This window comes from Pseudomonas sp. HN2, from assembly GCF_020736465.1.
Lineage (GTDB): Bacteria > Pseudomonadota > Gammaproteobacteria > Pseudomonadales > Pseudomonadaceae > Aquipseudomonas > Aquipseudomonas moraviensis_A.
Genome location: NZ_CP085885.1, coordinates 2372170 through 2385638, shown reverse-complemented (window position 1 = coordinate 2385638; position 13469 = coordinate 2372170). Strand labels below are relative to the sequence as shown.

General features: G+C 61.7%; 14 protein-coding genes. 11 read left to right on the top strand and 3 right to left on the bottom strand.

What is annotated here, in order from left to right; genetic code table 11:
* The first annotated feature begins 12 nt into the window (after window positions 1–12).
* On the top strand, window positions 13–630 hold the full coding sequence (locus LIS66_RS10560; RefSeq protein ID WP_227974203.1) for a DNA-3-methyladenine glycosylase family protein: 618 nt from the start codon (window positions 13–15) through the stop codon (window positions 628–630).
* Window positions 631–689: 59 nt separating this feature from the next.
* Here LIS66_RS10560 and LIS66_RS10555 read toward each other — a convergent pair whose 3' ends face one another.
* Complete coding sequence (locus LIS66_RS10555) at window positions 690–1610, bottom strand: LysR family transcriptional regulator (protein ID WP_083353107.1); 921 nt, start codon at window positions 1608–1610, stop codon at window positions 690–692.
* 209 nt (window positions 1611–1819) lie between these two features.
* Between LIS66_RS10555 and LIS66_RS10550 the strand changes: the two genes are divergently transcribed.
* From LIS66_RS10550 to LIS66_RS10540, 3 genes are read left to right on the top strand one after another with little or no spacing between them, the layout of a single operon-like run.
* Window positions 1820–2518, top strand: a complete 699-nt coding sequence (locus LIS66_RS10550; RefSeq protein ID WP_042609530.1) for a CoA transferase subunit A — start codon at window positions 1820–1822, stop codon at window positions 2516–2518.
* A 24-nt stretch (window positions 2519–2542) separates the two neighbouring features.
* Complete coding sequence (locus LIS66_RS10545; protein ID WP_039762320.1) at window positions 2543–3208, top strand: CoA transferase subunit B; 666 nt, start codon at window positions 2543–2545, stop codon at window positions 3206–3208.
* A gap of 11 nt (window positions 3209–3219) precedes the next feature.
* On the top strand, window positions 3220–4401 hold the full coding sequence (locus LIS66_RS10540) for an acetyl-CoA C-acetyltransferase (protein ID WP_042609529.1): 1182 nt from the start codon (window positions 3220–3222) through the stop codon (window positions 4399–4401).
* Between the two features lie 220 nt (window positions 4402–4621).
* Here LIS66_RS10540 and cobF read toward each other — a convergent pair whose 3' ends face one another.
* Window positions 4622–5377: a precorrin-6A synthase (deacetylating) gene (cobF, locus tag LIS66_RS10535; protein ID WP_227974202.1), complete on the bottom strand. Its 756-nt coding sequence runs from the start codon at window positions 5375–5377 to the stop codon at window positions 4622–4624.
* Window positions 5377–5946: a histidine phosphatase family protein gene (locus LIS66_RS10530; RefSeq protein ID WP_227974201.1), complete on the bottom strand. Its 570-nt coding sequence runs from the start codon at window positions 5944–5946 to the stop codon at window positions 5377–5379. Before LIS66_RS10530 ends, cobF begins: the two co-directional genes overlap by 1 nt.
* 320 nt (window positions 5947–6266) lie before the next feature.
* On the opposite strand from LIS66_RS10530, the gene LIS66_RS10525 reads away from it, so the two are divergent.
* The 7 genes from LIS66_RS10525 (at window position 6267) to astA (ending at window position 13469) form a co-directional block, all read left to right on the top strand.
* Window positions 6267–7121, top strand: coding sequence for a MurR/RpiR family transcriptional regulator (locus LIS66_RS10525; protein WP_042609526.1), 855 nt, complete (start codon window positions 6267–6269; stop codon window positions 7119–7121).
* Window positions 7122–7123: 2 nt separating this feature from the next.
* Window positions 7124–7768, top strand: a complete 645-nt coding sequence (locus tag LIS66_RS10520) for an isochorismatase family cysteine hydrolase (RefSeq protein ID WP_064362024.1) — start codon at window positions 7124–7126, stop codon at window positions 7766–7768.
* Complete coding sequence (locus LIS66_RS10515; RefSeq protein WP_083353112.1) at window positions 7765–9096, top strand: glutamine synthetase; 1332 nt, start codon at window positions 7765–7767, stop codon at window positions 9094–9096. Before LIS66_RS10520 ends, LIS66_RS10515 begins: the two co-directional genes overlap by 4 nt.
* The gene (locus LIS66_RS10510; protein ID WP_227974200.1) at window positions 9080–9832 is read left to right on the top strand and encodes an N-formylglutamate amidohydrolase; all 753 of its coding nucleotides are present in this window, start codon (window positions 9080–9082) and stop codon (window positions 9830–9832) included. The genes LIS66_RS10515 and LIS66_RS10510 overlap by 17 nt, the downstream gene beginning before the upstream one ends.
* Before the next feature lie 68 nt (window positions 9833–9900).
* On the top strand, window positions 9901–11250 hold the full coding sequence (locus LIS66_RS10505) for an APC family permease (protein WP_042609522.1): 1350 nt from the start codon (window positions 9901–9903) through the stop codon (window positions 11248–11250).
* Between the two features lie 118 nt (window positions 11251–11368).
* Window positions 11369–12385, top strand: coding sequence for an arginine N-succinyltransferase (locus LIS66_RS10500; protein ID WP_064362027.1), 1017 nt, complete (start codon window positions 11369–11371; stop codon window positions 12383–12385).
* A gap of 49 nt (window positions 12386–12434) precedes the next feature.
* On the top strand, window positions 12435–13469 hold the full coding sequence (gene astA, locus LIS66_RS10495) for an arginine N-succinyltransferase (protein WP_042609520.1): 1035 nt from the start codon (window positions 12435–12437) through the stop codon (window positions 13467–13469).

Sequence of the window (13469 nt, the reverse complement as noted above, 5' to 3'; positions counted from 1 at the left end):
ACTCACGGCCGCATGACTGACGTGTACGACGCGGCCAGCGCCTTTCTGGCCGTAATAGACGCTGACTGGCAGCGCCATATCCGCGCCGTCGGCCCCTGCCTGCATCAGCCGCACCCGGCGCGCGATCCGTATGAGTCGCTGGTGCGCGCGATTGCCTATCAGCAACTGCACGCCAAGGCTGGCGATGCGATTCTCGGACGTCTGGTGGGGTTGTTTCCCGGACAGGCATTTCCGCGTCCGGAACAGATTCTGGCGACTGAGGTCGAGCGACTGCGCGCTTGCGGATTTTCAGCCAGCAAGATCGCGACGATCCAGGGGATTGCCCAGGCGACGCTGGACGGCGTGGTGCCGGATTACCCGACTGCGCAGGCCATGGACGATGAAACCCTGATCGAACGTCTGACCAGCCTGCGCGGCGTCGGTCGCTGGACCGTGGAGATGCTGCTGATCTACAGCCTGGAACGCATGGACATCCTGCCGGCTGATGACTTCGGTGTGCGTGAGGGTTACCGGCGTTTGAAGGGGCTGGACGTGCAACCGACGCGCAAACAGATGATCGAGATCGGCCGGACGTGGAGCCCGTATCGGACAGTGGCCGCCTGGTATCTGTGGCGGGTGGCCAAGGTCTAGACCGCGTTATCGTTTTTCGCGAGCAGGCTCGCTCCCACACTGAATCAGTGTTCGACGCTCTATTCCCGCGCTTCCGGGCTGAGGGGGAGATCGAACTGGCGCTGCAGATCTTCAGCCTTGAGAATCTCGAACAACGCCTGCGCCGCCGCCGACAGTTCATTGCCCGGCTCGGTCAGCACACCGATTGCCCGCTCGACCGAATCGTTCAAGGTCAGGCAATGTGCACCCAGCTCGCGCATTTGCCCCGCACACAACGCCGGCACCGCACTGACCCCGAGCCCGCTGGCGACCATGCGGCCGACCGTCGCCAATTGATGGCTCTCGAACTCCACTGGCAACTTCATCCCGCGCGCGTGCAAATGCTCTTCGAGCATCACCCGTACCGTCGACGGCCGTTGCAGGGTGATGAACGGTTGCTCCAGCAAGGTCTGCCAATCGATGTCGGCGCGGCCGGCCAGCGCTGAATCCGCTGGCACCACGGCGACAAAGCGATCGACATACAGAGGCGTGAACGTCATCGACGTGCTCTGCATCGGCGCGAACGCCACGCCGAGTTCCACCTGCCGGTCGCGGACCATTTCCAGCACTTGCTCGTTGATCACGTCGTTGACCGTGACGTTGACGTTCGGATAGCGGGCGCGAAAGCTCTTGAGAATCGGCGGCAGCAGATTGCCGGCAAACGACGGCATCGCCGCCAGCGTCACGCGCCCGCGTTGCAGGCTGAAACGCTGACGCATCTCGTCTTCAGCGTTGTCCCAGTCGGCGATCAACCGGCGCGCCAGCGGCAGCAGGGATTCGCCCTCCGGGGTCAGCGCGACATTCCGGGTATTGCGGCTGAACAGCCGCCCGCCCAGGCCCTCCTCCAGCGCCTTGATGGTCAGGCTCAACGCCGACTGGGACAGGTGCAGGCGCTCGCATGCAACGGCGAAACTCAGGCTATGGGCCACGGCGAGAAAGGCACGAATCTGTTTGATGGTCATGGTCGCTTTGCTCCAGTTGCGAGCGGCGAGCTGCAAGCTGCAAGCTGCAAGCCGTGATGTGATGCCCTCTGCAGGAGATCGCCGAAACATTGATTATTGATGTTTATCAATCAATCAACCGTAAAAATCAACTTAACAAATATATTCCACGGAGAGACACTCCAGTCATTCGGCTAGCCAGCCGCCCGCAAATAATAAAAGAGGTGCCTATGGCAGGTTTCGACAAGCGTGTGAGTTCCTACGAGGAAGCGATGGCCGGACTGGAAGACGGCATGACCGTCATCGCCGGTGGCTTCGGTCTGTGCGGCATTCCGGAAAACCTGATCGCCGAGATCAAGCGCAAGGGCACCCGCGACCTCACTGTCGTCTCCAACAACTGCGGCGTCGACGGATTCGGCCTTGGCGTGCTGCTCACCGACCGCCAGATCAGCAAAGTCATCGCCTCGTACGTCGGCGAAAACAAACTGTTCGAAGAGCAACTGCTCAAGGGCGACATCGAAGTCATCCTCACCCCGCAAGGCACCCTCGCCGAGAAGATGCGCGCGGGCGGCGCCGGCATTCCGGCATTCTTCACCGCCACCGGCGTCGGCACCCCAGTCGCCGAGGGCAAGGAAGTGCGTGAATTCAAAGGTCGCAAGTACCTGATGGAAGAATCCATCACTGGCGACTTCGCCATCGTCAAAGGCTGGAAGGCCGACCATTTCGGCAACGTCGTTTACCGCCACACCGCGCAGAACTTCAACCCGCTGGCGGCCACCGCCGGCAAGATCACCGTGGTCGAAGTCGAAGAAATCGTCGAACCCGGCGAACTCGACCCGACGCAGATCCACACCCCGGGCATCTACGTCGACCGGGTCATTTGCGGCACGTTCGAAAAACGCATCGAACAACGCACCATCCGCAAATAATTCAGGCCTACGGAGAACAACAACATGGCACTTACCCGCGAACAAATGGCTCAGCGCGTCGCCCGCGAAATGCAGGACGGCTACTACGTCAACCTCGGTATCGGCATTCCGACCCTGGTCGCCAACTACATCCCCGAAGGCATGGAAGTCATGCTGCAATCGGAAAACGGCCTGCTCGGCATGGGACCTTTTCCGACCGAAGAAACCATCGATGCCGACATGATCAACGCCGGCAAACAAACGGTGACCGCGCGGATCGGTGCATCGATTTTCAACTCCGCCGAATCCTTTGCGATGATCCGCGGCGGCCATGTCGACCTGACCGTGCTCGGCGCGTTCGAAGTCGACGTCGAAGGCAATATTGCCTCGTGGATGATCCCCGGCAAACTGGTCAAGGGCATGGGCGGCGCCATGGACCTGGTGGCCGGTGCCGACAACATCATTGTCATCATGACCCACGCGTCCAAGGACGGTGAATCCAAGCTGCTCGCCAAATGCAGCCTGCCGCTGACCGGCGCCGGCTGCATCAAGCGCGTGCTGACCGACCTCGCCTATCTGGAAATCGAAAATGGCGCTTTTGTCCTCAAGGAACGCGCACCTGGCGTCAGCGTTGAAGAAATCGTTGCCAAAACCGCTGGTAAACTGATCGTCCCGGATCACGTACCGGAAATGCAGTTCGCTGCCGAGTGAGGAATTCGAAAATGCAAGACGTCGTCATTGTTGCCGCCACGCGTACCGCGATCGGCAGTTTTCAGGGCTCCCTGGCCAACGTATCCGCGGTCGATCTGGGCGCGGCGGTGATCCGCCAGTTGCTCGAGCAGACCGGCCTGGACGGTGCGCAGGTCGATGAAGTGATCATGGGCCAGGTGTTGACCGCCGGCGCCGGACAGAACCCGGCGCGTCAGGCCGCGATCAAGGCCGGCCTGCCCCACGCGGTACCGGCGATGACCCTGAACAAGGTCTGCGGTTCCGGCCTCAAGGCTCTGCATCTGGGTGCGCAGGCAATCCGCTGTGGCGACGCCGAGGTGATCATTGCCGGCGGCCAGGAAAACATGAGCCTGTCCAACTACATCATGCCGGGCGCCCGCACCGGTCTGCGCATGGGTCACGCGCAAATCGTCGACACCATGATCAGCGACGGACTGTGGGATGCGTTCAACGATTACCACATGGGCATCACCGCAGAAAATCTGGTCGATAAATACCAGATCACCCGCGAACAGCAGGACGCCTTCGCAGCCGCTTCCCAGCAGAAAGCTGCCGCCGCCATTGAAGCCGGGCGCTTCGTCGATGAAATCACCCCGATCCTGATTCCCCAGCGCAAGGGCGATCCGGTCGCCTTCAAGATCGACGAGCAGCCACGCGGCGACACCAGCGCCGAATCCCTGGCGAAGCTGCGCCCGGCGTTCAAAAAGGACGGCAGCGTCACCGCTGGCAACGCTTCATCGCTGAACGACGGTGCCGCCGCCGTGATTCTGATGAGTGGCGAGAAAGCCAAAGCCCTGGGCCTGCCGGTTCTGGCCAGAATCGCTGCCTACGCCAACGCGGGCGTCGATCCGGCGATCATGGGCATCGGCCCGGTATCTGCCACCCGCCGCTGCCTCGACAAGGCCGGCTGGAGCATCGACCAGCTCGACCTGATCGAAGCCAACGAAGCGTTCGCCGCGCAATCGCTGGCCGTCGCCAAGGACCTGCAATGGGACCTGGACAAGGTCAACGTCAACGGCGGCGCCATCGCTCTTGGTCACCCGATCGGCGCATCGGGTTGCCGCGTGCTGGTGACATTGCTGCACGAAATGCTCAAGCGCGATGCGAAAAAAGGTCTGGCGACCTTGTGCATTGGCGGCGGCCAGGGTGTAGCGCTGGCGCTGGAACGCGCCTGATACGGAGTTCAAGGTTGACGGCGGATCCACGACATCCGCCGTTGGCCGGCAACAAAAAACCCGGTGCGCCTTGCGGTGTACCGGGTTTCTTTTTGCCTGTCCGAAATTCGTATTGGATGTACCACCGTCATCGCGAGCAGGCTCACTCCTACAGGGGGGACGCATTCCAAATGTGGGAGCGAGCCTGCTCGCGAAGGGGGCCTGTTCAGGCGCCAACCGTTCAAGGCTTGCGCAGCAGATAGGTATCCATAATCCACCCATGCTCCGCCCGCGCCGCTTTGCGCACCCGTTCGATGTCATCGGCGACATCCGCCAGTCTTCCGCTGAGCAGAATCTCATCCGGTGTGCCCAGGTAAGCGCCCCAGAAAATCTCGGTCTGGCGATCCGTCACCTGCTGGTACGAATCCTCGGCATCGAGCATCACCACCAGACTGTCCGCTTCACTCACCTGCCCTGCCGCCAATCGCCGTCCCGTGGTGATTTCCACCGAACGGCCGATCGTGTTCAGCGGTATCTTGTGCTGCGCAGCCAGGGCCTGAACGCTGGTAATCCCCGGTATCACTTCGTACTCAAATTCACAGCGGCCTGATGACTGAATCGCCTGAAGGATGCGCAGCGTGCTGTCGTACAACGCCGGATCGCCCCACACCAGGAAACCGCCGCACTGACCGTCGGACAATTCCTCATTGATCAGCCGCTCGAAGGTCTGCTGCTTGGCGCGGTTCAGTGCATCGACGCTTGCCGTGTAGTCGACATCGCCCCGCTCGCGCTCAGGACTGCTGGCTTCGATAAAGCGATAAGCGTGATCGGTGATGTAGCGCTCACAGATCTCGCGGCGCAGATCGATCAGCGTCTGTTTGCTCTGGCCTTTATCCAGCAGAAAGAACACATCGACCCGATTCAGCGCTTTCACTGCCTGCATCGTGATGTAGTCCGGATTGCCGGCGCCAATGCCGATGACCAGCAGCTGTTTCATCAGAATTCCTCTTCAAGGTCCATGCCCGGCAAGCGTAGACGCCAGATGCCGTTGAAGCGCAGCTCGATCACCGACAGCGGCTCGACATCGATCGCATTGAACGCGTTGCCGTGCAGCACCTGCATCAATGCAGCACGCATGACAAACGGATGGGTGACTGCCACCACATGCCCGGGCGTCGCGGCGACTGTAGCCAGCCACTGCGCCACCCGTTGTGTCAGTTGGCCGACCGATTCGCCGCCATGGGGCGCCGCGTCTGGAGCAGCCAGCCAGGCTGACAACGCGTCGGCGTGGTGGGCTTGCAAATCCTTGATCGACTGGCCGTGCCAGCGCCCCCAGTCACAGTCGCGCAGGGCCGGGTCGATTTCGCCATCGGCACCCAACCACGCTGCTGTCTGCCGGGTTCGCAGCTCCGGCCCGCATACCAGGCGCCGCGTCGCCGGGAATCGCGACCGGATGGCGTCAGACGCCACGGGCAACTCTTCAACAGGCTCGTTCGTAGGAAAACGCGCCAATTTTTGTGCGATGGTTCGCGCATGGCAAACCAGTATCAAACGGCTACTTGGCACAGGCAGGTACTCGGACGAAAGATATCAAAAGCAACGGTTCGAAATTCGTTAGCGGCCCATTGTGCCGTAAAACCGGATTTTTCAGGATTGCCCGCCCGCCAGCCGCTGAACCTTGGATAGGCAATGTCTGACACTGTGACAGGCAAAGGACTACAAGCCGACGCTACTTCAGCGTAGCCCTTGTTACACGGACGCCTTGCACACTTTTGGTGCCTGGCAAACCTGTACAAAAATTCGCTAGACATGTAGCACACATTACATAAATACTCTTTTAACGGATTGTGAAATGAATTCGACACCCCCATCCAGCAGGAGCCCGGATGCCCCCTCTCAGAGACCTGATCACTGACCCCGGCCTGGATCTGACGCCGTCAGAGCGCAAAGTCGTCCGCGCCCTGCTCGATCAGTATCCCCGCAACGGTCTGGGGCCGATGGCGCGCCTGGCCGAACATGCGGGTGTCAGCGATCCGACCATCGTGCGTCTGGTGAAAAAGCTCGGTTTTGGCGGTTACGCCGATTTCCAGGAAGCCCTGCTCAGCGACATGGATCATCGCCTGCGTTCACCACGCACGCTATTGCAGCCGCGCTCGCAGCAGAACAAGAACGATGCCTGGGCCCATTATCTGGCCGACAGCCATCGCTTGCTGGTTGACACTCAAGCGCTGACCCAACCCGAAGACGTACGGATCCTCGTGGAATGGCTGCTCGACAGCCGCCATCAGATCTACTGCTTCGGAGGCCGTTTCAGCATCCTGCTGGCCAATTACCTGCTTAACCACCTGCGCCTGCTGCGCCCCGGCTGCTTCGCCCTGGAAGACAACGCCCTGTTGCCTGACCGTCTGTACGATCTGCAACGCCAGGACGTGGTGCTGGTGTTCGACTATCGGCGCTACCAGACCCAAGCCCTGCGCGTCGCCACCGCGGCGAAGAACAACAACGCGCGGGTGGTGCTGTTCACGGATGTCTACGCCTCGCCGCTGCGCGAGATGGCCGACCTGATCATCAGCGCCCCGGTGGAATCGGCGTCGCCGTTCGACACCATGGTGCCGGCGCTGGCGCAGGTCGAGGCGCTTATCGCCTGCCTGACCTTGCGCGTGCCCGACCCTGCCGATCGCCTGGAAGGCATCGATGCCCTGCGCAACGACTTTGCGACTCACCTGCTGGAGGAAAAATAAGGATGTTCAGCCTTCCCCACCGCTCGCCACGGGACCTGCCGTTTGTGTTCGATCACACCGCATTGTTGCTGGTGGACATGCAGCGCGCCTGGCTCGAGCCGCAATTCGACCCGCACCTGAGCGGTCCGGATGCCGAGTATTTCCTCCAGCGTGCGCGCAGCCAGGTGGTGCCCAATCAGCAACGGCTGCTTGGCGCCTTTCGTCAGGCCCGGCAAAACGTGCTGCACACGATCATCGAAAGCCTGACCGCCGACGGTCGCGACCGCTCGCTGGATCACAAGCTGTCCGACATGCACCTGCCCAAGGGCAGCGCGCAAGCTCAGGTGATTGCTGAACTGACCCCGGCCGAGAACGAAATCGTGCTGCCTAAGACCTCCTCCGGGGTATTCAACTCGACCAACATCGACTACGTGCTGCGCAACTTGCAGACCCGTCATCTGATCATCGCTGGCATCGTCACCGATCAGTGCGTGGACATGGCCGTGCGCGATGCCGCCGACCGGGGCTATCTGGTGACGCTGGTGGAGGACGCCTGCGCCACTTATACAGCCGAACGCCACCACGCCTGCCTCAATGCAATCAAGGGTTACTGCTGGATCACCGACACCGACACCGTGCTCGGTCGTTTGCAGGAGATGCAGCCATGAGCGCACGCCTGACGCCTCTGCCGATGACCACTCTGGTGACCACTGACCTGATCGGCATCACCCGTGGCCGCTCGTTCCCTACCGACGAGCTTGAGCACTATCAGGCAGCGGGTTGCGGCTGGGTCCCGGCCAACAGCGCGCTGACGCCACAAGACATCATCGCCTCGAGCAATCCGTGGGGCGCGTACGGCGACCTGCGGCTGATCCCCGATCTGAACAGCCGCGTCACCGTCGGCAACGGCCCGGACGCGAACGCGCCGGCGCTGGATTTCATCCACGCCGATATCCGCGAGACCGACGGCCAGGCGTGGGGCGCCTGCCCACGCACATTGCTGCGTGATGAAATCGAGCGCTATCACGATGAGCTCGGTTTGCAGGTCAATGCCGCGTTCGAACATGAATTCAACCTGCACGCTGGCGAGGCCGAACATGCAGCGTTCTCTCTCGAAGCGCAGCGTCAGGGCGCCGAATTCGCCGGCTGGCTGCTCAGCGCCCTGCGCGCCGGCGGGGTCGAGCCGGAAATGTTCCTGCCGGAATACGGCAAGCACCAATACGAAATCACCTGCCGCCCGACCCTTGGCGTGGCGGCGGCGGATCGTGCGGTCAATGTGCGTGAAATCACCCGGGAAATCGCCCGGCAGATGGGCTTGGCGCTGAGTTTCGCGCCGAAGACCGCTCCCGAGGCGGTGTGCAACGGTGTGCATCTGCACGTCAGCCTGCTCGATCTGGCCGGCCAGCCCATGCTGTATGACGCCGGCACCAGCAACGGCCTGTCGAGTATCGGCCAGCACTGGGCTGCCGGAGTCCTGCACTATCTGCCGGCACTCTGCGCGTTCACTGCGCCGACGCCGCTCTCGTACCAGCGTTTGCAGCCGCACCACTGGAGCGCGTCCTATGCGTGCCTGGGGCAGCAGAATCGTGAAGCGGCGCTGCGCATCTGCCCGACCGTGACCCTGGGCGGCAAGTCTGCCGCGCAGCAGTTCAACCTGGAATTCCGCGCCATGGACGCCACCGCCTCGCCACACCTGGCGATGGCGGCGCTGCTGATCGCCGGGCGACTGGGCATCGAACAGCGTCTGGCGCTGAACGCGATCACCGATGAAATTCCCGATTCACTCAATGACGAGCAACGCAAGGCCCGGGGCATTGTCGCCCTGCCCGCCTCGCTGGCGCAGGCGCTGGATTGCCTGCGCGACAGTGCAGCCTTCAATGAATGGCTGCCCAAGCCGCTGCTCGACACCTGGTACGCCCTGAAAACCGAGGAACTGGCGCTGACGGAACAGCTCTCGCCCGCTGACCTGTGTGAGCACTATGCACGCCTGTACTGAATCCGCCGAACTGGGGTTGTTCAACCGCCCGGTCTATAACCTGAGCCGCGAGGACTCGACGAATCCGTTGATCCTCGTGTGCGAACACGCCAGTCGTTACATCCCCGATGCCCTGAACAACCTGGGCCTGGACGAGACTGCCGCGCGCGAACACATCGCTTGGGACATCGGCGCGCTGCAACTGGCCGAACAATTGTCGGAACAACTCGGTGCCACCCTGCTCAGCGCCAATTACTCACGGCTGTTGATCGATCTCAACCGCCCGCGCCATGCGCCGGACAGCATCCCGGTGCAAAGCGAGATCTACCAGATTCCCGGCAACCGCGAGCTGGATGAGGCGGCTCGCGAGTATCGTCGGCAGACCCTGTTCAAGCCGTTTCATGCACGTTTGCAGACGCTGATCGACGAGCGTATTGCCCAGGGCCAAGCGGTGCGCGTGGTCGGCATTCACAGTTTTACGCCGGTGTACTACGGCCAGCCGCGACCACTGGAAATCGGCGTGTTGTTCGGCCAGGCCAAAGCCTATGCCCAGCGCCTGCTCGACGGATTGCAAGCGCATCCTTTGAAAGTCGCGGGCAACCAGCCGTACAGAATCGATCCGCTGGGCGACATGACCGTACCGGTGCACGGCGATGCCCGAGGCCTCGAGGCCGTACTGATCGAAGTGCGCAATGACTTGCTGCGCAGCCCCGAAGCGGTTTCGCGCTGGGCCGGCTACCTGGCACCTTTGCTGTAAGAATCGCGGTAAATGATCGACCGACAGAACAACTAAAACGACCGATGGCTGACAAGGAGTTGCGCTTCATGGAAATTGAAGAATTCGGCTACAAGCAAGAGTTGAAACGTAGCCTGACGCTGACCGATCTGGTGGTATACGGGATGATTTTCATGATCCCCATCGCCCCGTTCGGTGTGTATGGCTATGTCAACGCCGAGGCACCCGGAATGGTGCCGCTGGCCTACATCATCGGCATGGTGGCGATGCTGTTCACCGCGCTGAGTTACGGCAGCATGGCCAAGGCGTTTCCGATCGCCGGTTCGGTGTATTCCTACGCGCAACGCGGCCTTAATCAACACGTCGGTTTCATCGCTGGCTGGCTGATGCTGCTCGACTACCTGCTGATTCCGCCGCTGCTGTACCTGTATGCGGCGATGGCGCTCAACCATTTGTACCCGGATATTCCCAAGGTTGGCTTCATCCTGGCATTCCTGGTCAGCGCAACGTTCGTCAACCTGCGCGGCATCACCTTTACCGCGCGGATGAACATCCTGTTCCTGCTGGCGCAACTGGTGGTACTGGGCATCTTCCTGTTCTACGCCTGGAATGCCTTGCACAACGGCGGCGGCAACGGCGAGCTGACACTGGCGCCGCTGTATCACCCCGAGACCTTCAACTTCGCCTTGTTGATGCAAGCGGTGTCGATCGCCGTGCTGTCGTTCCTCGGCTTCGATGCGATCTCGACCCTTGCCGAAGAAATCAAGGAAGACCCGGGCCGCAGCGTCGGCAGAGCGGCGCTGATCACCCTGGCGGTGATGGGCACGATTTTCGTGGTGCAGACGTGGATCGCCACCGATCTGGCAGCGGGCATGGGCTTCAAGTCCGCCGACACCGCGTTCTATGAAATCGCTGAAATCGCCGCCGGCAGCTGGCTCGCGACCCTGACCGCAGTGGCGACGGCGCTGGCCTGGGGCGTGGCCGTGGCGATCACCTCGCAGGCCGCCGTGTCGCGCCTGCTGTTCGGCATGGCCCGCGACGGCAAATTGCCGAAGGTGCTGGCCAAGGTCCATCCGAAACACAACACGCCGTACCTGAGCATCTATCTGGTGGCGGTGCTGTCGCTGCTGATCTGCTACCTGTTCATCGAGGCGGTCGACATCCTCACCTCGCTGATCAACTTCGGCGCCCTGAGCGGATTCATGCTCCTGCACCTGACCGTGATCAACCACTACTGGCGTCGGCAGAAGTCGGGACAGGTTGTGCGCCATCTGCTCTGCCCGGTGATCGGCTTCATCATCGTCGCGGCCATCATGTACAACATGGGCGTCGATGCGCAGAAACTCGGCCTGATCTGGATTGCCCTGGGTCTGGTTTATCTGTTCTTCCTCAACAAGCTCGGCGCCAGCACGGTGTTGCCCGATCCGAGCAATGGCTGACAAGAAAAAGAGCGGCGTCTGACAACAAATCAGGCGACCGCCGATTTAACGCGTGGAAACCGACAGTGATAGTCAGGTTCGGCGAACGGGCCGAACCTTTTGATACAGGAGTACATCCATGCTGGTCTTACGCCCAGTCGAGCAGAATGATCTGCCCCAGCTACAGCGCCTGGCCCGCGAGAGCCTGATCGGCGTGACCTCGCTGCCGGATGACAGCGAGCACCTGCGCGAGAAAATCGCCGGGTCGCGCGCCTCGTTCGACAGCGCCGCCACGGCGCAGGGGCCGGAGAACTATTTCTTTGTGCTGGAAGACCTCGAACGCCAGCAACTGCTCGGTTGCTCGGAAATTCTTGCCACCGCCGGTTTCAAGGAACCGTTCTACAGCTTGCGCAATCGCCATTTCACCAGCGCCTCGCGGGAGTTAAACATCGAGCATGGCGTGCCGGCGTTGTCGCTGTGCCATGACCTTAGCGGGCATACCCTGCTGCGCGGGTTCCACATCGACGCCACGCTGGTGCGCACGCCGTTTTCCGAACTGTTGTCGCGGGCGCGCCTGCTGTTCATTGCCGCCCATGCGCAGCGGTTCTCCGAGGCGGTGATTACCGAGATCGTCGGCTACAGCGATGAGCACGGCCACTCGCCATTCTGGGATGCACTGGGCAAGCATTTCTTCGACCTGCCCTACGCTGAAGCCGAGCGTCTGTGCGGGTTGCAGAGCCGCACGTTCCTCGCCGAACTGATGCCGCAATATCCGATATACGTACCGATGCTGCCGCAAGCGGCGCAGGACTGCATCGGCCGCGTGCACCCGGACGGCCAGGAGGCGTTCGACATCCTCGAGCGTGAAGGCTTCGAAACCAACAGCTACATCGACCTGTTCGACGCCGGCCCTACGTTGTATGCGCGTACCGCAAACATTCGCTCGATCGTTGGCAGCCAGACTGCCACTGTCCGGCAACAGGCGTCGACAGACGCCCGAGGCCGTTACCTGGTGAGCAACGACGCCTTGCATGACTACCGCGCCATTGTCACCGAGCTCGACTACCAGCCCGATCAACCGCTGCCCCTGACGCCCGCTCTCTGCGCGGCACTGAAGGTCAGCGAGGGCAGCCCGATACGGTTGGTCGCTCTGTGAGGCGCATTCGCCGTTGGTGCCTGAATCGGTACGCAGAAGGAGTAGGAGCATGATTGTCCGTCCGGTAAAAGTCAGCGACCTGCCTGCCTTGATGACTCTCGTCGAACAGGCCGGGCCGGGCTTCACCACCCTTCCTGCCAACGAGGACCGCCTCGCGCACCGGGTGCGTTGGGCGCAACGGGCGTTCGCCGAACAGGTGGAACGGGCCGATGCCGATTATCTGTTTGTCCTCGAGGATGATGAGCAGCGCGTGGTCGGTGTCAGCGCGATGGCTGGCGCCGTTGGCCTGCGCGAACCCTGGTACAACTACCGGCTCGGCGTGACCGTCAGTTCGGCGCCGGACCTGGGCATTCAGCGGCAGATTCCGACGTTGTTCCTCAACAATGAACTGACCGGACAATCAGAACTGTGCTCGCTGTTTCTGCGCCATGACCAGCGCAGCGGCAGCAATGGCCGCCTGTTGTCGCTGGGGCGCCTGCTGTTTGTCGCCGAGTTTCCGCATCTGTTTGGCGAGAAGATGATCGCCGAACTGCGCGGCAGTGCCGATGAAAACGGTTGCTCGCCGTTCTGGGACAGCCTTGGCCGACACTTTTTCCAGATGGATTTCACCCACGCCGATCACTTGTCGGGGCTGGGCAACAAAGCCTTTATCGCCGAACTGATGCCACGTCAGCCGCTGTACACCTGCCTTCTGACCGAACAGGCACAGGCGGCGATCGGCCAGACTCACCCGAACACCCAACCGGCATTGAAAATCCTTCAGGCTGAAGGTTTTGCGCACCAGGGTTACATCGACATTTTCGACGGTGGCCCGGTCATCGAAGCGCCGATCCGCAGCATTCGCACGGTGCGTGACAGTCTCGAACTGACCCTGAGCCTCGGCATCCCGGACGAGCAGGCGCCGCTGTGGCTGATTCACAACCGTCGCCTGGAAAACTGCCGCATCACCGTGGCGCCCGGTCGACTGGTGGGCAACAGCCTGATGGTCGATCGTCTCACCGCCAAGCGCCTGCAACTTCAGCCGGGTAATTCGGTGCGTGCGGTGCTCCTGCCCCATCAACAGCAACACGCCGTGGCGGCCTGA